Origin of the sequence: Afipia clevelandensis ATCC 49720 (genome assembly GCF_000336555.1) — a bacterium.
Taxonomy (GTDB): Bacteria; Pseudomonadota; Alphaproteobacteria; order Rhizobiales; family Xanthobacteraceae; genus Afipia; species Afipia clevelandensis.
Genome location: NZ_KB375281.1, coordinates 362,078 through 384,150 on the forward strand (window position 1 = coordinate 362,078; position 22,073 = coordinate 384,150).

26 protein-coding genes are annotated in these 22,073 nt (G+C 62.6%); 15 read left to right on the forward strand and 11 right to left on the reverse strand.

The features are described 5' to 3' along the window. Positions 1-43 precede the first annotated feature (43 nt). A complete protein-coding gene (locus HMPREF9696_RS01555) occupies positions 44-1,693 on the reverse strand; it encodes an ArnT family glycosyltransferase (RefSeq protein ID WP_040301068.1) in 1,650 nt (549 codons plus the stop codon). 606 nt (positions 1,694-2,299) lie between these two features. Between HMPREF9696_RS01555 and HMPREF9696_RS01560 the strand changes: the two genes are divergently transcribed. From HMPREF9696_RS01560 to HMPREF9696_RS01570, 3 genes are all read left to right on the forward strand, one after another. Continuing rightward, on the forward strand, positions 2,300-3,025 hold the full coding sequence (locus tag HMPREF9696_RS01560; RefSeq protein WP_245259183.1) for a hypothetical protein: 726 nt from the start codon (positions 2,300-2,302) through the stop codon (positions 3,023-3,025). A gap of 177 nt (positions 3,026-3,202) precedes the next feature. Next, the gene (locus HMPREF9696_RS01565; RefSeq protein ID WP_002711181.1) at positions 3,203-3,616 is read left to right on the forward strand and encodes a Ros/MucR family transcriptional regulator; all 414 of its coding nucleotides are present in this window, start codon (positions 3,203-3,205) and stop codon (positions 3,614-3,616) included. Positions 3,617-3,790: 174 nt separating this feature from the next. Beyond that, positions 3,791-4,408 carry a DUF6456 domain-containing protein gene (locus tag HMPREF9696_RS01570; protein ID WP_002711182.1) on the forward strand — a complete coding sequence of 206 codons (618 nt, stop codon included), beginning with the start codon at positions 3,791-3,793 and terminating at the stop codon, positions 4,406-4,408. Between the two features lies 1 nt (position 4,409). Here the strand turns inward: HMPREF9696_RS01570 and HMPREF9696_RS01575 are convergent, their stop codons facing one another. Together HMPREF9696_RS01575 and HMPREF9696_RS01580 are read right to left on the reverse strand one after the other, a co-directional pair. Further along, on the reverse strand, positions 4,410-4,835 hold the full coding sequence (locus HMPREF9696_RS01575) for a SufE family protein (RefSeq protein ID WP_002711183.1): 426 nt from the start codon (positions 4,833-4,835) through the stop codon (positions 4,410-4,412). A gap of 111 nt (positions 4,836-4,946) precedes the next feature. After that, the gene (locus HMPREF9696_RS01580) at positions 4,947-5,399 is read right to left on the reverse strand and encodes a DUF5330 domain-containing protein (protein WP_002711184.1); all 453 of its coding nucleotides are present in this window, start codon (positions 5,397-5,399) and stop codon (positions 4,947-4,949) included. Positions 5,400-5,828: 429 nt separating this feature from the next. Between HMPREF9696_RS01580 and HMPREF9696_RS01585 the strand changes: the two genes are divergently transcribed. The 3 genes from HMPREF9696_RS01585 (at position 5,829) to HMPREF9696_RS01595 (ending at position 8,838) form a co-directional block, all read left to right on the forward strand. Continuing rightward, entirely contained in the window at positions 5,829-7,643 is a 1,815-nt protein-coding gene (locus HMPREF9696_RS01585) for a PAS domain-containing sensor histidine kinase (protein ID WP_040301071.1), read from the forward strand. After that, complete coding sequence (locus HMPREF9696_RS01590) at positions 7,636-8,262, forward strand: peptidoglycan-binding domain-containing protein (RefSeq protein ID WP_002711186.1); 627 nt, start codon at positions 7,636-7,638, stop codon at positions 8,260-8,262. Before HMPREF9696_RS01585 ends, HMPREF9696_RS01590 begins: the two co-directional genes overlap by 8 nt. A gap of 228 nt (positions 8,263-8,490) precedes the next feature. Continuing rightward, positions 8,491-8,838 (forward strand): DUF1491 family protein, encoded by a 348-nt coding sequence (locus HMPREF9696_RS01595; RefSeq protein ID WP_009735850.1) that lies wholly within the window; start codon positions 8,491-8,493, stop codon positions 8,836-8,838. Here the strand turns inward: HMPREF9696_RS01595 and HMPREF9696_RS01600 are convergent. Then, on the reverse strand, positions 8,835-9,809 hold the full coding sequence (locus HMPREF9696_RS01600) for a DUF2336 domain-containing protein (RefSeq protein WP_040301073.1): 975 nt from the start codon (positions 9,807-9,809) through the stop codon (positions 8,835-8,837). The genes HMPREF9696_RS01595 and HMPREF9696_RS01600 overlap by 4 nt on opposite strands. A 132-nt stretch (positions 9,810-9,941) precedes the next feature. On the opposite strand from HMPREF9696_RS01600, the gene HMPREF9696_RS01605 reads away from it, so the two are divergent. The 4 genes from HMPREF9696_RS01605 (at position 9,942) to HMPREF9696_RS01620 (ending at position 12,283) form a co-directional block, all read left to right on the forward strand. Beyond that, the gene (locus HMPREF9696_RS01605) at positions 9,942-10,148 is read left to right on the forward strand and encodes a hypothetical protein (RefSeq protein WP_002711190.1); all 207 of its coding nucleotides are present in this window, start codon (positions 9,942-9,944) and stop codon (positions 10,146-10,148) included. A gap of 60 nt (positions 10,149-10,208) precedes the next feature. After that, positions 10,209-10,937 (forward strand): hypothetical protein, encoded by a 729-nt coding sequence (locus HMPREF9696_RS01610; protein ID WP_002711191.1) that lies wholly within the window; start codon positions 10,209-10,211, stop codon positions 10,935-10,937. A 146-nt stretch (positions 10,938-11,083) separates the two neighbouring features. Further along, positions 11,084-11,425 carry a hypothetical protein gene (locus HMPREF9696_RS01615; RefSeq protein WP_002711192.1) on the forward strand — a complete coding sequence of 114 codons (342 nt, stop codon included), beginning with the start codon at positions 11,084-11,086 and terminating at the stop codon, positions 11,423-11,425. A 240-nt stretch (positions 11,426-11,665) separates the two neighbouring features. Next, positions 11,666-12,283, forward strand: a complete 618-nt coding sequence (locus HMPREF9696_RS01620) for a TerC family protein (RefSeq protein ID WP_002711194.1) — start codon at positions 11,666-11,668, stop codon at positions 12,281-12,283. A 48-nt stretch (positions 12,284-12,331) separates the two neighbouring features. Here HMPREF9696_RS01620 and HMPREF9696_RS01625 read toward each other — a convergent pair whose 3' ends face one another. From HMPREF9696_RS01625 to HMPREF9696_RS01635, 3 genes are read right to left on the reverse strand one after another with little or no spacing between them, the layout of a single operon-like run. Next, positions 12,332-12,898: a DUF1254 domain-containing protein gene (locus HMPREF9696_RS01625; protein ID WP_002711195.1), complete on the reverse strand. Its 567-nt coding sequence runs from the start codon at positions 12,896-12,898 to the stop codon at positions 12,332-12,334. Then, positions 12,895-13,473, reverse strand: coding sequence for a DUF1214 domain-containing protein (locus HMPREF9696_RS01630; protein WP_002711196.1), 579 nt, complete (start codon positions 13,471-13,473; stop codon positions 12,895-12,897). The genes HMPREF9696_RS01625 and HMPREF9696_RS01630 overlap by 4 nt, the downstream gene beginning before the upstream one ends. A 24-nt stretch (positions 13,474-13,497) precedes the next feature. Then, positions 13,498-15,774 (reverse strand): transglycosylase domain-containing protein, encoded by a 2,277-nt coding sequence (locus HMPREF9696_RS01635; protein WP_002711197.1) that lies wholly within the window; start codon positions 15,772-15,774, stop codon positions 13,498-13,500. A 283-nt stretch (positions 15,775-16,057) separates the two neighbouring features. Here HMPREF9696_RS01635 and HMPREF9696_RS01640 point away from each other — a divergent pair, with 283 nt between their 5' ends. From HMPREF9696_RS01640 to HMPREF9696_RS01655, 4 genes are all read left to right on the forward strand, one after another. Continuing rightward, positions 16,058-16,573, forward strand: a complete 516-nt coding sequence (locus HMPREF9696_RS01640) for a YcgN family cysteine cluster protein (RefSeq protein WP_002711198.1) — start codon at positions 16,058-16,060, stop codon at positions 16,571-16,573. 191 nt (positions 16,574-16,764) lie between these two features. After that, a complete protein-coding gene (locus HMPREF9696_RS01645; protein ID WP_002711199.1) occupies positions 16,765-18,345 on the forward strand; it encodes an MDR family MFS transporter in 1,581 nt (526 codons plus the stop codon). Between the two features lie 123 nt (positions 18,346-18,468). Beyond that, positions 18,469-18,705: a hypothetical protein gene (locus tag HMPREF9696_RS01650; RefSeq protein WP_002711200.1), complete on the forward strand. Its 237-nt coding sequence runs from the start codon at positions 18,469-18,471 to the stop codon at positions 18,703-18,705. Between the two features lie 147 nt (positions 18,706-18,852). Continuing rightward, positions 18,853-19,656, forward strand: coding sequence for a CPBP family intramembrane glutamic endopeptidase (locus HMPREF9696_RS01655; RefSeq protein WP_002711201.1), 804 nt, complete (start codon positions 18,853-18,855; stop codon positions 19,654-19,656). A gap of 18 nt (positions 19,657-19,674) precedes the next feature. Here the strand turns inward: HMPREF9696_RS01655 and HMPREF9696_RS01660 are convergent, their stop codons facing one another. From HMPREF9696_RS01660 to HMPREF9696_RS01670, 3 genes are all read right to left on the reverse strand, one after another. Beyond that, positions 19,675-20,280 carry an MliC family protein gene (locus tag HMPREF9696_RS01660; protein ID WP_002711202.1) on the reverse strand — a complete coding sequence of 202 codons (606 nt, stop codon included), beginning with the start codon at positions 20,278-20,280 and terminating at the stop codon, positions 19,675-19,677. Positions 20,281-20,365: 85 nt separating this feature from the next. Next, entirely contained in the window at positions 20,366-20,611 is a 246-nt protein-coding gene (locus HMPREF9696_RS01665; protein ID WP_002711203.1) for a hypothetical protein, read from the reverse strand. A gap of 124 nt (positions 20,612-20,735) precedes the next feature. Then, positions 20,736-20,921, reverse strand: a complete 186-nt coding sequence (locus HMPREF9696_RS01670) for a hypothetical protein (protein ID WP_002711204.1) — start codon at positions 20,919-20,921, stop codon at positions 20,736-20,738. A 135-nt stretch (positions 20,922-21,056) separates the two neighbouring features. On the opposite strand from HMPREF9696_RS01670, the gene HMPREF9696_RS01675 reads away from it, so the two are divergent. Then, positions 21,057-21,437, forward strand: a complete 381-nt coding sequence (locus tag HMPREF9696_RS01675; protein ID WP_002711205.1) for a response regulator — start codon at positions 21,057-21,059, stop codon at positions 21,435-21,437. Between the two features lie 4 nt (positions 21,438-21,441). On the opposite strand, the gene HMPREF9696_RS01680 is transcribed toward HMPREF9696_RS01675, so the two are convergent. Continuing rightward, positions 21,442-21,975: a PAS domain-containing protein gene (locus HMPREF9696_RS01680; RefSeq protein ID WP_245259184.1), complete on the reverse strand. Its 534-nt coding sequence runs from the start codon at positions 21,973-21,975 to the stop codon at positions 21,442-21,444. Positions 21,976-22,073 lie beyond the last annotated feature (98 nt).

Sequence of the window (22,073 nt, forward strand, 5' to 3'; positions counted from 1 at the left end):
CCTCCGCAGGGGCGGCATGTGTCGAGCGGCAGCCAGCGATGGATCAGGGCGCGGGAATGGCGAGCAGGCTGGCGATGCTCTTGCCGCGGATGTCGTAGACCCGGGCGTACACCACGTCGTCACGCTTGATTTCGACGACAACGGGTGCATTGAGGCCCTTGCAGTAGAATTCGCCGAGGGTCATTGCGAAGTCGGCGGCGTGACTGTCCCATCCGATCACGAAATCCGGGCCGAGCGCGACCTGCGCCGGGCGTTGCGGGCCGCAGACCGCGACCCGCCACTTGCGGTTTCTCGGCGCTGACTCCTGCCGCGCGTCGAGTTCCTCCCGCAGCCCTTCGGAGGCCTGCTTCAGCGCAAGGCCCCAGTAGTCGAGCATGTAGCGGTCGTCGGCGCCACGAACGGTTCCGGCGATGTGATTGAAGTGCGTGTACTGATAGGGATGCAGCCGGATCATTTCATTAAGCGGCAGCGTCAGCCCGAGCACGAATATCGCGGCGAAGGCGGCCTGTGCGGGACGTCCGTGCCGTTGCAGCCAGCCGGTGATCTTCGCGAAAGCGACGCCGGCCAGAACGGCCATCGGCGGAATGACGAATATGAAATGGCGGATGCCGTTGTAGAGGGCAGGGCGCTTCACCATCGCGATGATCAGCGGAAGCATCGCGGCCAGCACCAGCATCAGCAAAATGGTTTTGCGCCGTGCATCGACATCGGGGCGTACGACTGCAACGAGCGTGCCGGCAACGCCCGCGGCGAGCAGGCCCAGAAGGACTTCCGGAAGCTGCAGCGCGAACAGCGTCGGCAGGTATGACCACGGCATATCGGGCACCGACACGATGGCGCCGTCGAACAGTTCCTTCCATGGCTTCTCGAAGAAATGCGAGAAGTAGGTCAGCGCATGGAACGGATTGGCCGGATCAATGATCGACCATGGCCAGACCAGACCCATGATGACATAGCCGAGCAACACGCCGGGCAGCAGCACGTAGACGACATGGCCGAGGCGGCGGACGGTTTCGCGCAGGCCGTGGGCGCGGATGTCGGAAATCCAGAGCGGCAGAAAACCGATCGCGGCATAAACCAGCGCCAGCCCGCCGAGAATGCGCGAACCGACCGAAAGTCCCGCGCCGATGCCGATGATCAGAATCGTGTGCGGTTTCGGCGATGGATATTCCTGTGCCAGCCGCACCAGGCCCAGCATCAGGATGATCATCGCCACGGCGAAGGGGGCATCCTTCGGATTCATGAACATGTGCCCGTAGAAGATCGGACACAGGGCAAGCAGCACCGTTGCCGCGACGCCTGCGACCGGACCACCGACGCGCCGCGCCAGCCGCCATGTCACCGCGATGCCGATCACGCCGACGATGGCGCCGAGCAGGCGCCGTGTCGCGAACAGGTCCAGCGGGACAATCTTGTGCAGCAGCGCCGCGGCCATGTCGAAGCCGCCGCCATACATGTAAAGATTGGCGAACGACAGCGCGCCGGTGTCGGTGAAGCCGCTGCCGAACATTTTCAGCAGAAGGTCGGCATATTCGGCGTGCGTGTAGTCGTCCCAGCCGAGGCCATAGTCCTTGAACGTCAGGCCCGCGATGACCGAGACGACCGCGAGCACGGCGAGCGCAAGATCGTCACAGGCTCGCTCGACCGAGCGCCCGGCAGACGTGTCCAGCGCCGATGTTGTGATGGATGACATGTCAGCTATTGAATCCGGCGTTCCCCGGCCTGCTGCTGCATTCCGGGCAGGCGGTCCCGGGAACTTGTATACCAGTTCGGTGTTCAGGTAATCGCCAATTGTGGCGCATTTTCCCAAATTGCGATGCAACATTAGGGCAAGGTAAAATTATCTCCGCGCCGTATTCCTTCTAGCCGACCGAATGTGAATGGCGCCTGAGCGGCGCGGCCATCTTAAGGCCATCGGCAATTACCGATTGGTAATGCTTCAACTTGAAACTATTATGGAACTCACCTCGTTGAGTCCGCTTCTACTTGCGCGGGTCTGGAGCTTGCAATGATTGCGCTGTTGATCGGCGGAACGGTCGTCCTCTGCATCGGCCTTTTGACGGTCGTTTTTGGCATCCCGATCAAGGAATTCAGCCTTGGCAGCACGATGATCCTGGCGGGATCCGGGGTGTCTTGCGCAGGCTTGCTGCTGATTGGCCTCTATGCCCTCGGCCGGGAGATTCGGGCTCTGACGCGGCGGCTCGAGGCCGGGCTACCCGCGCCATCGCCGGCGGTCCTGCCGCGCGAATCTCTGCCTCGTGAGCCTTTGTCGTCTCGCGAGCCTTTGTCCCGTGATCCAATGGCCGAAGCCGAGGCCGCACCTGCTGCCGTTCGTCCGCCGCGAATGCCACCGGAGCCGCAGCCGGTTTCCCGTCCGCGGCCGCCGAGGGAAGATACGCTCTTTACCCGCGACCAGCCCGCTGACGCGCCGCGCGATGAGGATGATTTCGGGGCCAGGGATACGCACGATCGCCCGACGGAGCCGCCGGCCTGGGAAGACCATCCGGTCACGCGCGGCCGTCCGGCAGCGCCATCCGCCGAACCGTTCGATGCGCCGCAGCCTGAACCCGCACCGCGCCAGCGCCGCAACATCATGTTTTCATCGTCCCGGCGCGACAAGAGCCGCGATCTTCAGCCGCGCGAGGATGGGCCAGCAGATGATGCCTTGTCCGGTACCGCTCCCGTGACCGAAGAGCCGCCTCGCGGCGGGACTGAGACTTCGGCATCCGATCCATTCGACCGGGCCTGGCCGCAGCCCAGCAGACCGCGGCACGAGCCACGGCGCGAGGCGCCCGGTGAACGAACCCCGCCTGTTGCCGAAGACGCAACTGAACCCGCCCGCGAGCGGTTTCCGCTGCCGCGCCGTGCCGACACCTCGTCGGTGACGATCGTGAAGTCCGGCGTGGTCGATTCGATGGCCTATTCGCTGTACTCCGATGGCTCCATCGAGGCGCAGATGCCCGAGGGCATGGTGCGGTTTGCGTCCATCGACGAACTGCGCGCGCATCTGGACCAGCGCAACTGATCCGGATTCCGGCGGGCCGTTTCGTTAAATGGTGTGCTGACCTGCCGGTTCGTCTTGTCAGGCTGGCAATATATATTTCATAGTCGCAAGTATAGACGGCAGCGACTCTGCCGCGAGGCCGTTCTTTGCTTGGAGCGTGCCGGTTTTAATTGAAGCTGCATCCGGAAAGACACCATCATGAGCGAGTCCGGTCCCAAGGGATTTGTCGATCTGACCGCGTCGATCGTCTCGGCCTATGTCAGCAACAATCCGACCACCGCTTCGGAAATCCCGGCTCTGATCAGCCAGATCCATGCCGCGCTGGTGCGGGTGTCGAGCGGCGCGGCCGAGGCACCGCCCGAGCCGGCCAAGCCCGCCGTATCGGTGAAGAAGTCGATGACGTCGGACTATCTGGTCTGCCTTGAAGACGGAAAGCGCTTCAAGTCGCTCAAGCGGCACCTGCGGACCCAGTACAACATGAGTCCGGAGCAATACCGCGAGAAGTGGGGCCTTCCGGCTGATTACCCCATGGTGGCGCCGAACTATGCCGTCGCCCGCTCCCAACTCGCCAAGAAGATGGGTCTTGGCCAGCAGCGCCGCCGCCGCAAATAGTGCGCTGAAACGGCTTGCGAGAGTCTAGGAATAATTCCACATTCACCGTTGCGCCGCGCCTCGAATCTAGGTATGTATTCCTAGTGAGGTGACAATGCGCAACGATGGCCTGCCTGCTTTCGCACTTTCCTTCCCACCGCAAGGCGGCTCTCCGAGCACTTGTGGAGGCGCGCGATGAAGCGTCAGCGCCGTCCAGCGAACTCTGCCAAAACGCCTCAGCCGGCCGATCGCGGCGACGCGATTGACCGGTTTCGCGCGCAGCATTTCGACCTGACGATGCAGAACCTCATGACCGAGTCCGGCGTGGCACAGGTTCTGGTCAACGACAGCGAAAGCCCGCTGGTGTGGCTCGCGCGCCGCAAGGGCCGCGACGGCCGCGCCATGATCGGGCCCGACCAGTTCATCGCGGGCGAGCGTCTGCGCGCCGACTTCACGCGCGCTCACATGACGCCGCGTGTGACGTCGAACTGGACGGGCGTTGCGGGAACGAAGGGCACGGGCGGCGGCGCCGGCGAGATGACGGACCTCATCATTGCGTCGCGTCAGCGCGTTCGCCTTGCACTGGAGGCCTGCGGCCCTGAATTTTCAGGGCTGCTGCTCGATGTATGCTGCTTTTTGCGCGGTCTGGAAGAGGTGGAACGCGAGCGTGGCTGGCCGTCCCGTTCGGCGAAGGTTGTCCTGCAATTGGCGCTCGACCGGCTGGCGCGTCATTACGGATTGCGCGGCGACACCAAAGGCAGCGGCGCCAGGATCAGAACATGGCTCGCCGACGATGCGAACTTCACGCCGTAGATCAGTTGGCCTGCGCCAGCGTTTCGCGCGCGTCGTTCCTGATCCGCTCCACCATGGAGCGCAGGCCGTTGGAACGCTGCGGCGTCAGGTGCTCGCGAAACCCGAGTTCGTCGAAGATCGCGATCGGATCGGTGTCGAGAATCTGCTGTGCTGTCTTGCCGGACTGGATGGTGAGCAGGATCGCGATCAGGCCGCGCACGATATGTGCGTCGCTGTCGCCTTTGAAGTTCAGCACCGGTTCGCCGCCACCGCGGTCGATCTCGCGCGACAGCCAGACCTGGCTGGCGCAGCCCGACACCTTGTTCTGCGCGGAATGCTCGGCCTCGGACATCGGCGCCAGCGTGCGGCCAAGTTCGATGACATAGCGGTAGCGGTCGTCCCACTCGTCGAGCAGTTCAAAATTATCCCGGATGTCGTCGATGGTCATGAGAGTCCGCGAGCTCGTGTCAGATTGTGGGCACGAGCCATATATGAGAACGGGGGCCCTCGATAGCCATAAGTTCCGGTCAGTTCGGCAGGAAAAACCGGCCGGAACAGCCTACGGCACAGACACCGGCGCCTGCCATTCGATGGCGAGATCGTCCGGCGTGAGGGTCTGCCGTGCGAAGATCACGGTATCCGTATCAGCAGACTCGCGGTCATCCGGCGCGCCGATGGAGCCGGTATGATCCGGTGTCTTCTTCGCGGTTTTTTCCGTGGGCTCCGGCGCCTTCTTTTCGTTCTTCTCGGCCTTGTCGGTAATGAACTGATAAACCTTGCGGGCACCGGACTGCGCGCGCTCGCCGATCACGGTCGCGGCCTGTCCGCCCACGGTGCAGGCTGCCGGCTGCCGGGTGCAGAACTGGCTCATGTCCGATACGGCCGCCGTCGCAGCCGAAATGGCTTCCGACGCGCCGATCTGCGGACCCTTGTCCTGATCGGGCGACTTGTCGGTCGGCAGCAACACGAGCACAAGCCCGAGCCAGAATGCCATGCGAAGAAGGAAGAACATCACACACCCCGTCGATCGCTTCACCGGAGTTGCTTCACCGGAATGAAGCGCTCCGCCCCGTTGCGATTGATCTCGCAATCATCGCCTGTCGTATCAGACACGGATAAATCCCCGGTTCGCACGCTGTGTAAAATTTGAATGGTTTGATTTGGCGTAAATTTTCAATTGATACGCCGTCAATGAGCCGGCATGCGCTCGCCGCGCATGCACGATTTTGAAACCATGGCGCCGGGCGGCGGAAACTTCGTGTTCACCATTCGGGCCGAATGAAAACGCGGATTTGTCTTGAAATGGCGCATTCAGCCCGTGTCGTTCGCAATCGGTCCGGCGCCTTAGCGTTCGCTTAAGTTCGCTCTGACACGATCCGGCGAACAAAAACGGGGGCGTTCCGGCTGTCGAAACGATGACCGGCCGAACGGTGAGAACAACGTGAGATTGTCCGGTATCATACGCGATCATCTGGACTCGCTGCTGCATCCATCAGCGCGGCGGGATCTGATGACCAAGGCCCGTCACCGCGCCTTCATTGCCCCGCGGCTGCTGGGTGGCCTTGCCGCGCTCGCGACACTTCCTCTTTATCTTGCGCTGCGCGGTGCGCCGCAGGAAGTCGAGGTGATGGTGTTCGCGTGGCTGATCGCGCCCATCCTCATCTCCTATTATCTGTCTCGCACCGGTCACTACGAGCGCGCGCATATCCTGTCGTCGATGGCGCTTGCCGCCGTGGTGATGGCGGTCTGCATCAATACCGGCGGCATTTCGTCATTCGCGGCGATCTGGCTCGTGGCCGTTCCGCTCGATGCGGCGCTCTCTGCTTCGCGTCGCGCGGTCGCCATCGCGGTGGTGCTGGCGCTGGGCTGTGCGCTCGGACTTGTGATGATCGAGGCTTTTGGCGTGTTGCCGGCATCGCGGATTCCGGCGGCCTACGGCTCGCTGTTCGAGGCGCTGGGAATTGCCACCGCGACGATCTATGCATCGGCGCTGGCTTTCAGTGCGGAATCACTGGCGCAGATGAGCCGGACCCTGCTGACGGTCGAGGAGGAGCGTTACCGTCTCCTTGCCCATAACATCAGCGATGTGATCTCGCGGCACAGCCGCAACGGCGCGATCCGCTTCATCTCGCCTGCGGCCGAGGCCTTGCTGGGAACGCCGGCGGCGCTATTGCTGGAGCACGGGCTGTTCGACCGCGTTCATGTCGCAGATCGTCCGGCCTATCTGACGGCTCTCTCCGAGGCCGCACGCAGCGGTGACGAGCGCAGCGTCGAATTCCGCGTCCGGCGGGATATTCAGGAGCGCACGCAGACGGCAGACTTCATCTGGATCGAAATGCGGTGCCGCCCGATTGACGCGGTGTCCCGCTCCATGGCCGATCCCGGTGTCGAGGTGGTCTCCGTCATGCGCGATGTCACCGAGCGCAAGATTCAGGAGCAGGCGCTTGAAGCTGCGCATATGGAGGCGGAACGGGCAGGTGCGTCGAAGTCGCGCTTCCTGGCCACCATGAGCCACGAACTGCGCACGCCGCTGAACGCCATTATCGGCTTCTCGGAAATGATCGTTCGTGAAAACGAAATGATGATCGACGCGGCGCGTCGTCAGGAATACGCCAAGCTGATCAACGAATCCGGTCTGCATCTGTTGTCGGTGGTCAACGGCATCCTCGACATGTCGAAGATGGAAAGTGGCAACTTCGAGATCGTGCCGGAGCTGTTTTCGCCGCGCGAGTCCCTGATCGGCTGCTGCAACCTGATGGTGCTGAAAGCGCGCGAGAACGGCATTGATCTGGTCACGCGCGCGCCGGCCGATCTGCCACAGATCACGGGCGATCCGCGCGCCTTCAAGCAGATGATCCTGAATTTGCTATCCAACGCGATCAAGTTCTCCGAACGCGGCGGCGCGGTCACCGTGACCGGCGCGGTCGAGGGATCGCGCCTCGTGGTGCGCGTGATCGACAGTGGCGTCGGCATCGGTGCGGACGACCTGAAGCGGATCGGCGATCCGTTCTTCCAGGCCGGAAAGACCTATCAGCGCCGCCACGAAGGCACTGGGCTTGGCCTCTCCATCGTCAAGAGCCTCGTTGCGATGCATGGCGGCGAGATGAGCGTCGAGAGTGAGATCGACGTCGGCACCACCGTGACGGTTGCGTTGCCGATGGTGTTCACACCGCCTGCCGAGAAGCCCAGCAACATCACGACCCTTGCGCCGCCGCGCGCCGAACCTCAAGACTATCAGGTGAAGAAAAGTGCCTAGACAGATCGCAGACGACGATGAGAAGCCACGCCGCCGCCGCCGTGCGGCCGCTGTTGCGGTCGAAGCCGAGCCGGAGTCGGAACGCGGATTGATCATGCGCGTGCTGCTGCACAGCCCGAAGGATACGCTCGCGGCAACCGCTGCGCTCGCTGCTGTGATCGCCATCGCCACCAATGCGATGTTCCTGCAGGCGGGCCGCCATCCGTCCCCGATGTTCGCGACCGCGGCGGTGTCTTCATTGCCTGCCGCGCTGGCCCCGTCGCCGGCGCCGTTGCCGCGCGTGCGTCCGGCGGAGGCCGAGCCGCGCGTGGCCGATAAGCCGTCTGAACCCGTAAAGCAGGCGATGACGTCGGTCGCGCCCAGGCCTCCGGCGCCTGTCCATGCCGCGAAAACCGACCCGGTTGGCGATTTGATCGCCTCGCAACGGCGCATCGCGGCGGTTCAGCGCGCGCTGACAGAGTTCGGCTACGGTCAGCTCAAGCCGACCGGTGTGATTGGAACCGACACCCAGGCTGCGATCCAGAAATTCGAGCGTGACCGCAAGATGCCGGTCACGGGCCAGTTGTCGGATCGCCTGATTCACGGCCTGACGGTTCTGACGGGCCGCCCGCTCGAGTAAGCAGCTTAATCGCGCGGCCCATACCACCAGTGAATCGATTGGCGCGGACGATGCCCCTCCTTGTGCGGGGGCAGGGTCAACCCGCGCCAAAATCCAGCCAGCACGAAAAGACACAGCGCTGCGCCGAGGATGTAGGGTAGGATATGGAGCAGTGCCGCGAACATGGCGGTCTCGATTCCGTTCGTTCTCCTTCCTTGGTCTCTCCGTGCGTCTGATCGGTTCAGCTTGATGTCGCGTCTGAAATCATCCATCTGGGTTGCAGGCTATCTGCGGCGGTGTCAGGTCGAAGGCATGTTCGGCGCCGTCCGGCGGCGCGGTGCCGAGGAGGCGGGGGCGGTGTTCGTGAAAATCGCACTGATGGATGGCACGGCGCTGCTGTTCGTGCCTGCGCCACAATCCGCTTACGATGACAGCAGGCCGGTGGAGCGCGTGTTCATCCAGTCGCCACCGCAGGCCGTGGACGAAGCGGCCATCGAGGCAAGACTTGCCAAGGAAATCAATTTCGATCCGGACGTCTGGATTGTCGAGATCGAGGACCGGGCAGGGCGGCACTTCCTCGATCTGGCAAAAGCCTAGCCGCGCGATCTGTCGCGTGCCGGCAGTTGTGTGCCCGGCTGAACCACGGGCCGCGACTGCGCTGGCACATGGCGGGCGCGCTGGCGCTCGTCGTCGTAAAGCGCGGGACGATATTTTGCGCGGGTGACGGCCAGCGCAGAGCCACGCCACGCGGCCAGCATGATCAGAGCCGTCCGCAGATCGATGACTTCATATAGCCGTGCCAGCCGGTAGACGTCCATCACCGAGGCGCCCAGCGCGGGATTCAGGAACAGCAGCACCCGCTGATAGGACTCGCCCGGCATGCCGAGGGCCTTGAGCGCGCAGGCGAGCGGTTCGCCGCCTGCCTCGTTGACGACCTGGGACGCAACCTTCGATGTGAGAATCAGCGAATCCGCGAGTTCGGCGACAAAGCCGCCGGTGTCGGCGGCAAGGGCCGCCTGTTCCAGAGTGGCGACCGCGCGGGCAGCGCGCTTGGGATCGACCGGCGTCGATGGCTTCAGTGGCGTCGCGGTCAGGCCGCGCAGCATCTGGGCCCGATGTATTTTGTCCGCGCCGAGAAACATCTCGATCAGCTTTGCCGCGTCGTCCGGCTGCATCGACATGATGGGCGAGGGGATCGCGGGGGCACTCGAGGCCTCCGGCTCCGAGACGATCTCCAGGTCGGCCGCCGGATCAAGCTCGAACGTCTCCTCAGGCCGGGACTGCTCTTCGGTTCGCCGCGTCAGTTGAAGTTTCCAGGCAATTTCGCGCGGCGTATTTGGATAGATCGCAAGGCGGGCGCGCACGGCGGCGCGCGTGGCGTCATCCACCTCGTCGATCAGACGGGACGCGAGTTCTCCGAACTGCCGCTCTTCGTCGCGGGTATGGTTCGGGGTCTGGACATAGAGATCCGTCAGTACACGGAGCAGCGTCGGGCGAATGTCGACCCCCTCGCGCCGGGACAGCGTCATCAGGCCATCGAAGCCTTGAAACATCGGGAGATTGGTCATGCCGGATACGCGCGTTGCATCGTGTTCCAACGTTATCCGGCGGCTGTTAACAAGCCATTAACCATGCTCACTCTTAATGACCGTGCGCCGCCGATCCTTGGGGGAAAGCCGGGCGGCCAGGAGAGATCGAACATGGGCACCATCGTTGAATTTCCGGCCGATGCCGCGGCGCGCCGCGCAGGGTTGGACTTGAACGTGCCCCCGCGCGAGGGAACGGCAACCATCCTGATCCTCCCCGCCATCCGGATCGAGCGCTACGCCGACGAGAGCAGCGATGGGATCGGGCCGGGCGAGGGAACGGCTCCGGGCCGTCGCCGCAAGCGCCGGGCGCGTTCCTGACGGCAGTCAGTTTTGTCCGGCATGACAAGCCGGACGGCAACGCAGAAACACCGGACCGCGATGTGCAATCCGCTTTACATCCTGCCATTCGTCGCCAGCCTTGCTTGTCCGAGCGATGATTTCGGCCGCACCCGCGAAACGTTCTATCACGAGGACATGCACAAGTGGGTCGGCGCGGAGGCGACCGCGAGCATGGGCGGCCGGCCATCACAATTTGCGCTGACCGATCTTGAGCGCTCGTTGCGCGATCTCGCCTATTACTTCATCGAGCCGCCGCATTCGCATCCGGCTTGGAAGGCAGTGTTCGGCGATTACAAGAAAATTCCGGCGCCATGGAGCCAGAAGGCGGTCTTCGACCATACGCTGTATGGCCGGCGCATGATCGACGAGCCGCACCGCTCGCAGGCTGCGGCATACGGCGGATTGATCGAGGACATCCGCAACGACGGGGTGATGCTCGATCAGTTCATTCCCATCGCGATGCAGGTCAACGATCTCGACATCAAACGCAACAAGGCGCTGGGGATCGTCTCCGAACTCTCGCCGCGCGAGTATGCCGATGCGCAAGCGCGGATGCGTGAGAACGTCCTGGTGGTTCAATGGGTGCAACTGTGTCTGCAGCAGCGCGTCGCATCCTATAGATGGGCGCTGGACCGGCTGGTGATACACGCCCCCGACGCCATGGCGGCTGATGCCGACCGTCTGATCGTCGGACTATCCCAGCGTGCTGCGGATGCGTGGATCAAGGCGACGCCGGTGGTCGGCCGCGCGCTCCGCGTCGGCGGGTAATTTTTCCGGTTCCATCCTTTCATTCTGCGACCTTCCGTCACGCGACGTTGCGACACGCGGCGCAGGGTCGCGTTGTCTCGGTTCCCGATCGGCTGTTTTGTTTTCCGAACGGTTGTGATTTGTCGCGGGATGAGATGGGGGATGGAATGACAGGTTCCCCAATCGCCAGAATGTGTCTGTTCGGCAGAAACTTCGGGTCGCTGATCGCGCTGACTCTTGCCGTTGCAGTGCCTGCGTTTTTTATCGTCCATACGCTTGAAACGCATCTGGTCCTGCCTGCACTCAGCGTGCTGTTCTTCGGAACGGCGGCGCTGGCCGCGATCATGGCCTTTTCGGTCAGATCCAAAAAGAACACGGAGACTCTCAATCTCTGGGATGTTGCCGGCGGTCTTGTCATCACCGGCTGCGCGGCGTCAGTGATGGGTGAACCGGAACAGGTCGCACAATTGTTCGAGCATCTGTTCGAGCGCCCTCGTCACGATCAGTAGTTTGTCACGATAGGTAAGGAGATATCCGGAATACAACGACCAGGCCGGGCCCCTCTGGCAGCGTTCAAGCTGCGATGTCGGACTGGAATTCATTTGGAGTGGCCCCTTTTTAGATGTGCGGCAACGTCCGGCCGTGTCCTGTGCTGACCTGAAACAGGTCGGCGAAAGACTCGTCTCGCGACGTGACGCATTCGCCTGAGACAGAGGCCGCTCTTTCCACATCAAAGGGAAGCCCGGCTCATGTTTGAACTCATCACCCCCGAAGCACTGACTGCACTCGTTCAGGTCATTCTGATTGACCTTGTTCTCGCCGGTGACAATGCGATTGTCATCGGTCTTGCCGCGGCTGGTCTGCCGAAAGAGCAGCGTGCCAAGGCCATTCTGATCGGCGTCGGCGCCGCGACGCTGCTTCGTATTGTCTTTGCGGCATTGACCACACAGTTACTCGCGATCGTGGGCCTGCTGCTGGCCGGCGGCATTCTGCTGCTCTGGGTGTGCTGGAAGATGTGGCGCGAACTGAGCGCTGGGCATGACGAACATGCCGTGCCGTCTGATGGGGAGGCATCAGGCGTTCCGACCAAGACGCTGGCGCAGGCCACCTGGCAGATCGTGATCGCCGACGTCTCGATGTCGCTGGACAACGTACTGGCGGTCGCGGGCGCCGCCCGCGAGCATCCGGTCGTTCTGGTGTTCGGGCTTGCGCTGTCGATTGCGCTGATGGGCATCGCGGCGTCATTCATTGCGAAGCTGCTGCAGAAGCATCGCTGGATCGCCTATGTCGGCCTTGCCGTCATTCTCTATGTCGCGGGCGAAATGATTTATCGCGGCGCGCTGGAAGTCTGGCCGCATCTGAAGTGAGCCGTATCGGCCCCGCCGCTCGCAATTTTGCGGGCGGCGTTTGGAGGCTTACCGCTTCGCCTGCGGCGTGTCGGTCTGGACGCGGCAGTTGGCGGCGGCGAGCGACGCCTGTGCCTGCGGCATCAGGCCCGGTTCGGCGGCGAGCGCCTTCAGGAGGATCAGTCCTGTTGTTGTTGGCGAGTCGATGATCAGCCGGTCGGCGGAGGTGACGTCTTCATCTTCCGGCAGTTCGGCGTGCTGAGCAGTCGTCATCAGATCGAGTTCGATTACGCGCCGTCCGGCGGAGCGATCGTTGATCGCGTAGTAGGCGACATCGTTGCGCGTGTAGAACGACACCGATGTGTAGGACTGACTGACCGGAACGGTCAGCTTGATCGGGCCGTTCGACAGATCGTAGCGGCAGGCGGCGCTCGCGAACGCGGGATCCATGAAAGGCATCGGCGCGTTGCCGGGCTCCGCCGCGGGCAGGGCGGTGACTGCATTCAGTTTGGTGATCGGGGCAAGGCGCGAATAGGCGTCGAGGGTCGCGACGCGCGGAAGCACAAGCACGCTGACCAGATGCACGACCCCGCCAAGGAGCACGCCGCCGACGATTGCGAACAGCCAGCGGATCATGGGCAGCCCACCGTCACGATCGAAGGCATCGGCGCATCCTTCTGCGTGCGTGTGCCGACGCCCACAGGCGTATCGTAGAGCCGCAGCGCCAGCATGTAGCGGTCGAGGCCGCCGGTCGGCAGCCAGTTTCCGGCGCGCGAGCGCGATGTCAGGCGAAGCTCGAAGCTGCCGTCCGATGCGCGGACGATTTCCTGACTCGTGAAGCCATAGCGCTGCAGCGAATTGGCGACGAGGCGGCCCTTGAGATCGTAAATCGTCAGGGTCCAGAACCGGGCCGCGGGCGTAACACCCTTCACCACGACATCGCAGCGTCCATCGAGTTTGCGTCCAGTGTCGTCCGTGGCCGTCGTGAACATCACGCCATCGCCGGTGCCGACCGGCAGTTCGCCGCTGCGCGCCACCGAGGCGCGCGAATAGGGGTCGATATCGCTCGTTCCGGTTCTCGGACGCGCGGTCCAAGGACCGATCTTGATCGTCCCCACATTGACGCCGCGCGTCGCCGTCATCCACGTCGTGCCAAGGCCGACGGTGGTCGCGATGATCAGCGTGACAAGGGTGATGAGGATCAGCCGCACGGCAGGAGCGTTCTCATGGGGCGGTCAGTTCTTCCGCGACGGCGGAGGCGCTGCCGGCGTTTCCGAAGTGGCCGCCGCAAAACTGTCGGGAAAGGCAACGCTGGCGGGCGATGCAGGCTTTCCGGTGTTGTTCGATGATGTCTTGCCCGGCGGCGTGACGGTCTTCGCGGCGTCGTCGAACAGCTTTTCGACGCGCACGAGAATGCCGGCGCCGCGCCGTGTCAGGATCGGCGGCGGACCGGCGTTGACGTCGGGCGCTCGCGCATTGGCATTGGCTGCTGTGTGCGCGTCCGGCGACAGCCGTTTGCCGGGACCGATGCCCGGAATGTCCCTGATCTCGACGCCCTGATGCGCGACCACCATGATGTCGTGCCATGTCTGGGCTGGAAGCGAGCCGCCGGTCATGCGGTTGGTGGATGAGTAATCGTCGTTGCCGTACCACACGGCCATGGTGAAGTTGCCGGTATAGCCGACAAACCATGCGTCCCTGAATGCGTTGGTTGTGCCGGTCTTGCCGGCGGCCGGGATGCCATCGAGCCGCGCGCGGCGCGCGGTGCCTTCGTCGACCACATGGCTCATCATCTCGGCCATGTCGGCGGCGACGGAGGCCGGGATCGCCTGCACCGGCTTCTTGCCGTCACGGTCCCAGCGCCAGACCAGATCGCCCGCGCCGGTGCGCACTTCCAGCACCGCATGCGGCTTCACCGCGCGGCCCTTATTGGGGAAGGTGGCGTAGGCGACGGCGTGTTCGACCACGCTCACTTCCGTCGAGCCGATCGGCAGCGACGGCGTGTCGATCAGGGGAGCAGTGATGCCCATCTTGCGTGCGGTCTCGACAATCTTGGCGCGTCCCGCACGGGGGCCGGCCTTGCCGCCCATGGCGATCGACAGCTTGACCGGAACGACGTTGATCGAGCGTGTGATCGCCTGTGTCAGCGTCACAGAGCCGGAGTAGGAGCGGCCGTAGTTCTGCGGACACCAGTTGCCGATGCAGACCGGCCCGTCGACCACGATGGATTTCGGCGTGAAGCCGTTCATCAGCGCGGTGGCGTAGACATAGGGCTTGAACGACGAGCCGGGCTGGCGCATCGCATCGACCGCGCGGTTGAACTGGCTGGCCCCGTAGTCGCGCCCGCCGACCATGGCGCGGACGCCGCCGTCGAGATCGGCCAGCACCACGGCGGCCTGCGTCGCATGATAGTCGCGGCCGAACTGCCGCAACTGGTTCTCGACGGTTTCTTCGGCTGCGTGCTGCACATTCATGTCGATTGCGGTGCGGACCACGAACACGCGCTCGGTGTAGGACTTCGGGAAGGTCTGGACGAGCTTGCGCATCTCGTCGAAGGCATAGTCGAGATAGTAGTTCGGCGAATTCTCGTCGCGGCGGTCGACCGCGTTGGCGGGGTTGCGGCGGGCGCCGAACACCTGACCTTCGGTCATGAAGCCTGCGTCCACGAGATTGTCGAGCACGACGTTGGCGCGGGCACGGGCTGCGGGCAGGTTGATGTGCGGTGCGTACTTGGTTGGCGCCTTGAACAGGCCGGCCAGCATCGCCGCTTCTGCGAGGTTCACGTCGCGCGCAGACTTGTTGAAATAGAAATGCGCCGCGCCATCGACGCCGAACGTGCCGCCGCCCATGTAGGCGCGGTCGAGATAGAGCTTGAGAATTTCGTTCTTGGTGAGGCGCGTTTCCAGCCAGATGGCGAGGAATGCCTCTTTCACCTTGCGCTCGATGGTGCGTTCGTTGTTGAGGAACAGGTTCTTGGCGAGCTGCTGGGTGATCGAGGAGCCGCCCTGACGCACGCCGCCGGCCTGCGCGTTGGTCACGAGGGCACGCGCGGTGCCTGCGATATCGATGCCGAAGTGATCGTAGAAACGGCGATCCTCGGTGGCGAGCGTCGCCTTGATCAGGTTGTCAGGAAAGTCCTCGAGCGGAATCGAGTCGTTGTGCTTGATGCCGCGGCTGCCGATGGGGTTGCCGTAGCGATCGAGGAACGTCACCGCGAGATCGGATTTCTTCAGCCAGTCGTCATCGGCGGTTTCGCGAAAGGCGGGGATCGCCAGCGCCAGCATGAGAACCATGCCGGCCAGACCGATGGTTGCGCCTTCGGAAAGCGGTTCGATGATGACCCAGCGTTTCCAGCGGCCGACATAGAAGCGGTCCATGAAGGTGGAGTAGCGCTCCCACAATTCACGCAGGCCGACGGCGGAATTGAACAGCGAGGAATCGATCCGCGCGTCGAGGTCCAGCAGAAAATGCCGGAACCGCTTCTTCCACTCGCTGGGTACGATCTGGCGCACCGGAACCCTTGAAACAATGAAAAGCGCTGGTCAGACGATGCTGATCAATTTGCGGCATCCGCAAGGCGGCCAAAGGGATGAATTTGCCGTCAGGGAATCCGCCATCTTCTAGCCGACCGGGAACCATAAACCAATGGCCGCGCTGGATTTTTAATGATTGAGGTGAACGCTGCCCACGGCTTTGTCGACCGATGGCGCAAGGTTGTACCTTGCCGCTTGCGCCGACGCCCCGAAGGCCCATAAAGCGTTTGCAGGACTGCCGAATCCTCACAGGTTTAATGCCATGACAGCCCGGCCCAGGCGGCCTTCGACCCAAAGCGAATTTTTCTGGAAAACCAAGACGTTGGAGGAAATGTCCGACAGCGAATGGGAAAGCCTGTGCGATGGCTGCGCGCGCTGCTGCCTGGAGAAGCTGGAAGACGAGGACACCGGCAAGATTTACTTCACCCATATCTCCTGCACGCTGCTGGATGCCGGGCTATGTGCCTGCAAGGACTATCCCAACCGCTCGGCCAAGGTCGCCGATTGCGTGCGGCTGACGCCGGAGAATGTCCGGACCCTGAACTGGCTGCCGCCGAGTTGCGGCTACAAGCTCGTGGCGGAGGGACGGGACCTCTACTGGTGGCACCCTCTGGTGTCCGGCGATCCGAACACGGTTCACGAAGCCGGAGTGTCGGTGCAGGGCAGGGTGTGGGGCACCGAAGACGAGGTCGATGTGGCCGATCTTGAAGACCATATCGTGCGCTGGCCCGGCATGATCCCCAAGCGGGCACGGCTGAAGAAACGCCCGGCCAAGTAGACCAAGTAGGCTTTTCCGACTCCGGATAACGCGCGCGTGATGGTCCTTTCGCGCGATGCACCCATGCGCACTTGCTGGTTATGAGGCGCAGCGAAACAGGATAAATCTGACGCCATCCCGTGCATTTTGCGTGCAGGCCACTTGCGGCCTGGCCCGTCGTCAGAAAATCTTTTCGGATTGCATCCCGACTCATGACCGAGACACATCGACAGCGCGGCGACGCCGACGAAGCGCAGGCGCTGGATATTCCTGACGACGTCTCCAACCTCGCCACCGAAGTCATCGACCTGACCGAAGCGCCGCCGATCGTGCCGGCGCCGCCGCTTTCGAAAAGCGAAGTGCGGACCATCCTGCTGAGCCTGATGCTCACGATGTTTCTCACCGCGCTCGACCAGACCATCGTTGCGACGGCGCTGCCGACCATCGGCCGCCAGTTCGGCGACGTCAGTAATCTGTCGTGGGTGATCACCGCGTATCTGTTGTCTGCGACGGCAGTCGCGCCGGTCTACGGCACGTTGAGCGATATCTACGGGCGGCGCGCGATGATTATCGTATCGCTCTCGCTGTTCCTGATCGGCTCGGTGCTGTGCGCTATCGCGCCGAACATTCTGACTCTGATTCTCGCGCGTGCGCTTCAAGGCATCGGCGGCGGCGGCATCCTGCCGCTGGTGCAGATCGTGATCTCGGACGTGGTGACGCCGCGCGAACGCGGCCAGTATCAGGCGTATTTTTCTTCCGTATGGGTGGCGGCCGGCATCGGCGGCCCCGTGCTCGGCGGATTGTTCGCCGAACATCTTCACTGGTCGGTGATCTTCTGGATCAATCTGCCGCTCGGCGCGCTGTCGCTGGCGCTGCTGCTGCCGAAGATGAAAAAGATTCCGGTCTTTCATCGCCGGCGCAAGGTGGACTGGCTCGGCGGCATCCTGCTGATGGCCTCCGCCGTGATCGTGATGCTGGTGCTGACATGGGGCGGCAACCGCTTTGCATGGGCTTCGCCGTTGATCGTTGCGATGATCGGCTCCGCCGTATTCCTTGGCGCATCCTTCGTCTGGCATGCGCGCCGCGCGCCGGAGCCGTTCCTGCCGATACCGCTGTTGTCGGGATCGGTGGTGCCGTTTGCGATGGCGGCGGGTGGCTGCGCCATCGGCACGATGATCGGGCTCACCGTTCACATGCCGCTGTATTACGAAGTGGTCTACGGCTTGAGCGCGAGTGAAGCGGGGCTGGCGTTGATTCCGCTGGTTGCGGTGTCGGTGCTTGGCGCGTGGGCCGCCGGCCGCGCGATGATGTACACCAAGCATTACAAGCGCGCGGCGATTGCGGGCGTCACGCTGTCTGCATGTGCTGCGACCACGCTTGCGCTGGCGACGCCGTTGCCGCTGTGGCAATTGCTGGCCGCTCTCTCGCTGATGGCGGTTGGACTCGGCACGGTATTTCCCGTCAGCGTGGTGTCGATTCAAAACGCCGTGCCGCGCATGCAGGTCGGCACTGCAACGGGTGCGATGAATTTCTTCCGCTCGCTGATGGCGTCATTCACTGTCGCGATTTTCACCGCGATTTTGTTGATGGTGCTGGGCGGCAATCTCAGCATCGGCGCCGAACACAAGATCGGCGGCACCCATGCGATAGCTGCCGCCGATATGATCGTCGCGTTCCGTTACGTGTTCGCTGCCGCCGCAGCATTGCTTGCGGCTGCGGCGACGCTGGTGATGCTGATGGAAGAACGTCCGCTGGCCGGGCCGCAACAGGCGCCCGCCGAGATGGCGGAATAGGGTGCTTTCGCCCGAAAGGGCGAAACGGTGACAAACTCCGTTCCATAAGGCGGGCGGCGATAGCTCGCGCATGTTGCGCGCGTCGTCCCGGCGTGATGCAATCTCCCGCGCGGAGAGAGTGCGATGCTGAATGCCGCCTGGCTGATCGTTCACCTGATCGCAAATTCGGTGCCGTCGATGCCGGCCGTAGCCGCACAAGCCGGCGTGAGCTGCACCTATCAGGCGTGCATGGCGAAGTGCGGCCGGCTCAACGGCACGATCTGCAACAGCTATTGCGACGCGAAGATCCGTCAGCGGGTGGCCGGCGGCGTGTGTAAAGCGCCGGATGATTTGGCTGGCTTGCAGGATCAGCGATACTAGGAAATTATTCCTTGACACCGTAACGCTGCCGGACTATGGTTCGGGCATGCTCCAGAGTTGTGGTTTAGTTGCTCCCGCAAATGCATGGGCGGAGTGGGAAGCTCTACCAGACCCGACTATTCTCACGCGGTAGCGGGGGCAAACCGAATGACTGACGCCAAAGCGGCTGCAAGTCTGATCGAGACCGGCCACGAGCCGCCCGGCCGCATCGCGTGGCTCGAACGTCCGGATGACGATTTTCCTTTTTACGCGGGCAAGCCGGTCGAAATCACCGGGCGCCAGTGGTGGATCGTCATGCTCGGTGTGGCGATCGGCTTTGCCGCGCTGATCCTTCCGCCTCCCTTTTTAAGAGGTCCCGTCACCCAGATCATCCCGGTGATCCTGTTTTTTGCCATTCCCTTGGCAGCGCTCGCCTGGGTCGCGCCGTCCGGTTGGAAGGCGATCTTTCGCCGCATCCGCGGCATGGACGTCGTGCTGATGTTTCTGTTCGCGGCGGTCAATGTGATCGTGACCATGGCGATCGGAAGCGTGGTCATGCGTTTGATCGACACTGCCGCTAATTCCGCCGTAGCGGGACTTGCGGCCTTGACCATGCAGGACCGGCTGCTGTTTTTCGCAAGAGCGGTCCCGCAATTGTTCGGGGAGGAATTGCTGTCGATCCTGCCGTTCCTCGCGTTGCTCTACTGGTTGGTCTCGAAGCGGGGCCTGTCGCGCAACAGCGCCGTCATCCTGTGCTGGCTCCTGACCGGTGTTCTGTTTGCAGCGGTTCATCTGCCCACATATGGCTGGAATATCGTGCAGGCTCTGGCCGGTGTCGGCGTTGCACGGCTCGTCCTGACCGTTCCCTACATCGTTACGAAGAACATCTGGGTGTGTACCGGTGCTCACATTCTGAACGATTGGGCATTCTTCGGAATCGCGCTGCTCGGCGCAGGGGCGGCCCGCGTCTAGCGGCCACCCGGTTCTTGCTCATTTGCGTTCCGTGCAGGTGTAATCCTTGTCCTGCGGCCACTTGACCATGGCCTCGCGACCCTTATTCCAGAACGAAATACCGAACTCGCCCTCGTAGCGCACACCCGAGCCGGACGGCCGCTGTATCACGGTGGTGCTCTCGTCACCGCGCACCAGACTGGCGGCGGGGGGATCCGTGGCGAACGGAGTAAAGATGATTTCCGATTTCGCGGCGTCGCTGCAATCGAAATAGACGGACTTGCCGGCCATGACGAGGCCGTATCTTGCCTGAAGCGTCACGATGCGGTCGCTATAGGCGCTGGTCACACATTGCAGCTTGTCGGTTGCCTTCCAGCAGTCGTCGCGTCCCTTGATCCAGCCGCGCTGCGTGGCTTTCAATTCCGAAAGCTGTTGCGCATCGACGTTCTTTTGTGAGTCGGTGAACGCTGTTGCGAGCGTCACATCCAGCTTCGCCAGCGCGTCATCTTTGCAAATGAGCTGCTCGACCTCGTGGGATGCCTTGCTGCAATCGAACGCGGGTTGCGCGGCATCGGCGCTGCTCGCTGTGAATAGCATCCATGTTGCAACCGCCGAAACCGCGATCATCCTGCAACGCGTCATCATGGACATCCTCCCGCGGCTGGCCCGCATGGAGATGTTATCCGCGAAACAAAATTCGCGGAAGGAGCATTGCGTTTCCGCCAGTGCGTCAGCCGCTGGTTCGATTATAAGGAGGAGAGGTGGGTGAACGCAGAGGCGGCTCGCCCGCGCGCATCTCCGCGCTGATCGCTTGCAGATTGAGGGCATGGACCGCGTCGGTCAGCTCGTCATCGGCGAAGATGACAAACAGCCTGCTCAACGTCCTGGCACAGTCGCGTGGGCCGGATTCGATGTAATCGGCCAGAACGCCCTGTGCCCGCAGAACGGCATCGAGAACATATTCCTGAGAAGTCATGGCCGGACCTCCGATGTGAGGCGGCAACGGCTTGGGGGAGGTTCTGTTCCCGTTCAGGACGTTAAAGCCAGCCCTCATCAGGCGGACAGGTCCGTTTCGCTGGAAAAATTATCTCAAAGGAAAGTTATGCAGACGGCCTGGTTTCTTGGGAACCCGCGTCGCCGAAGCGCGTGAGTTGGGCGGCGCGCTTTTCCAGAAGTTCTGCAACGAACTCCGAGACTTCATCGCGGACCCGACGCTCCTGTTCGGGCGTCATTTCCTTATGCTTTTTTGCAAAGGCCTTCATCACGCGATCGACGGTCTGCTTCACGATGTACCTCGATGGTGTAGCTCGTTTCGGCTGGGAAAACGTGGCACGTCTGCTTTGGTTCCTTGAGCCGGTGAACCTCTGCGAGCTTTATGCATTACCCTCCGTCGCCGGTTTCTTCATGGACAGGGAGGCTTCATGGGACACGCTCTGAGACAAACGGTGCTGGTCGTCGAAGGCGACCAGCTCCAGCGGGAACTTGTCAGTGTGATCTTCGAGGAAAGCGACATGCATGTGATCGCATGCATGAGCGCGGAAGCGGCGGCTGCCGTGCTCGACAAGGTCGGCGAGGATCTGACGCTGATGTTCGCTGACGCGGATATCGACGGAGGCATGACCGGCGTCGATCTTGCGAAAATCGCGACGGCGCGGTTCCCGAATCTCGACGTGATCATCACCTCCGGTGACGATGTGGAAGATCACGTCCCGGACAATGTGGTGTTCATGCAAAAGCCCTGGCTGCCGCTGGAACTGCTGCGGCAAGCGGAGATTTCAAGGCAGCGGCATGCGGTGCATTAAAAGTTCAGCTCGCAGCCGCTCCGTCCTCCATGGCAGCCGTGATATCGAACAGTGCGCCGGGAAACCTCACGGGAATCTTGCCGGGGCCGACGAAGCAAGAGCCCTTGGCATAAACCCAGATGATCCGCCCCTGATTGACGATGCGATAGGTCGATTTGAAGCATCCGCCCTCGCGGGCGGTGAGATACACCGCATTGCTGAATGAGGCGACGTCGTCGGGGTGAATCGACTTGATATAGTCTTCAAGGGGAAGGCCGGTTACCGACGCCTTGGGATCGACATCGAACAGTCTGGCGCCCGGCGGGTCGATATACGCCCTGTTGTTGCTGACGTCCCAATCCCACATGCCGACAAGCTGGCTTTTGTCCGGCGGGGATGGATACAGTGAAGCCGGATTTTGATCGTAGGCTTCCGCCGCAGCCATTCGCATCAGGTAGTCCAGCGTGCGGTAGTCTCGATCCTTGGCGAATTCCGCAATCTCAAGACACAGATCGCCGAGTGGTTTGACCTGGCCGGCGTCCGGCGGATGAGGGCGCACACGATCGGAACGAGAAGCTGAAACGGGGGACGTTACCTCTGAAAATGTCTTCTTCATTTTGCCACCAATTTGACTGTTGAAATGTCAAAGGTCAGGCA

What these genes read in the sequence shown, in the direction of transcription:
- HMPREF9696_RS01555 (WP_040301068.1), bottom strand. Translation starts at nt 1,693, where the DNA reads ATGTCATCCATCACAACATCGGCGCTGGACACGTCTGCCGGGCGCTCG.
- HMPREF9696_RS01560 (WP_245259183.1), top strand. Translation starts at nt 2,300, where the DNA reads ATGGCCGAAGCCGAGGCCGCACCTGCTGCCGTTCGTCCGCCGCGAATG.
- HMPREF9696_RS01565 (WP_002711181.1), top strand. Translation starts at nt 3,203, where the DNA reads ATGAGCGAGTCCGGTCCCAAGGGATTTGTCGATCTGACCGCGTCGATC.
- HMPREF9696_RS01570 (WP_002711182.1), top strand. Translation starts at nt 3,791, where the DNA reads ATGAAGCGTCAGCGCCGTCCAGCGAACTCTGCCAAAACGCCTCAGCCG.
- HMPREF9696_RS01575 (WP_002711183.1), bottom strand. Translation starts at nt 4,835, where the DNA reads ATGACCATCGACGACATCCGGGATAATTTTGAACTGCTCGACGAGTGG.
- HMPREF9696_RS01580 (WP_002711184.1), bottom strand. Translation starts at nt 5,399, where the DNA reads ATGTTCTTCCTTCTTCGCATGGCATTCTGGCTCGGGCTTGTGCTCGTG.
- HMPREF9696_RS01595 (WP_009735850.1), top strand. Translation starts at nt 8,491, where the DNA reads ATGTCGCGTCTGAAATCATCCATCTGGGTTGCAGGCTATCTGCGGCGG.
- HMPREF9696_RS01600 (WP_040301073.1), bottom strand. Translation starts at nt 9,809, where the DNA reads ATGACCAATCTCCCGATGTTTCAAGGCTTCGATGGCCTGATGACGCTG.
- HMPREF9696_RS01605 (WP_002711190.1), top strand. Translation starts at nt 9,942, where the DNA reads ATGGGCACCATCGTTGAATTTCCGGCCGATGCCGCGGCGCGCCGCGCA.
- HMPREF9696_RS01610 (WP_002711191.1), top strand. Translation starts at nt 10,209, where the DNA reads ATGTGCAATCCGCTTTACATCCTGCCATTCGTCGCCAGCCTTGCTTGT.
- HMPREF9696_RS01615 (WP_002711192.1), top strand. Translation starts at nt 11,084, where the DNA reads ATGACAGGTTCCCCAATCGCCAGAATGTGTCTGTTCGGCAGAAACTTC.
- HMPREF9696_RS01620 (WP_002711194.1), top strand. Translation starts at nt 11,666, where the DNA reads ATGTTTGAACTCATCACCCCCGAAGCACTGACTGCACTCGTTCAGGTC.
- HMPREF9696_RS01625 (WP_002711195.1), bottom strand. Translation starts at nt 12,898, where the DNA reads ATGATCCGCTGGCTGTTCGCAATCGTCGGCGGCGTGCTCCTTGGCGGG.
- HMPREF9696_RS01640 (WP_002711198.1), top strand. Translation starts at nt 16,058, where the DNA reads ATGACAGCCCGGCCCAGGCGGCCTTCGACCCAAAGCGAATTTTTCTGG.
- HMPREF9696_RS01645 (WP_002711199.1), top strand. Translation starts at nt 16,765, where the DNA reads ATGACCGAGACACATCGACAGCGCGGCGACGCCGACGAAGCGCAGGCG.
- HMPREF9696_RS01650 (WP_002711200.1), top strand. Translation starts at nt 18,469, where the DNA reads ATGCTGAATGCCGCCTGGCTGATCGTTCACCTGATCGCAAATTCGGTG.
- HMPREF9696_RS01655 (WP_002711201.1), top strand. Translation starts at nt 18,853, where the DNA reads ATGACTGACGCCAAAGCGGCTGCAAGTCTGATCGAGACCGGCCACGAG.
- HMPREF9696_RS01660 (WP_002711202.1), bottom strand. Translation starts at nt 20,280, where the DNA reads ATGATGACGCGTTGCAGGATGATCGCGGTTTCGGCGGTTGCAACATGG.
- HMPREF9696_RS01665 (WP_002711203.1), bottom strand. Translation starts at nt 20,611, where the DNA reads ATGACTTCTCAGGAATATGTTCTCGATGCCGTTCTGCGGGCACAGGGC.
- HMPREF9696_RS01675 (WP_002711205.1), top strand. Translation starts at nt 21,057, where the DNA reads ATGGGACACGCTCTGAGACAAACGGTGCTGGTCGTCGAAGGCGACCAG.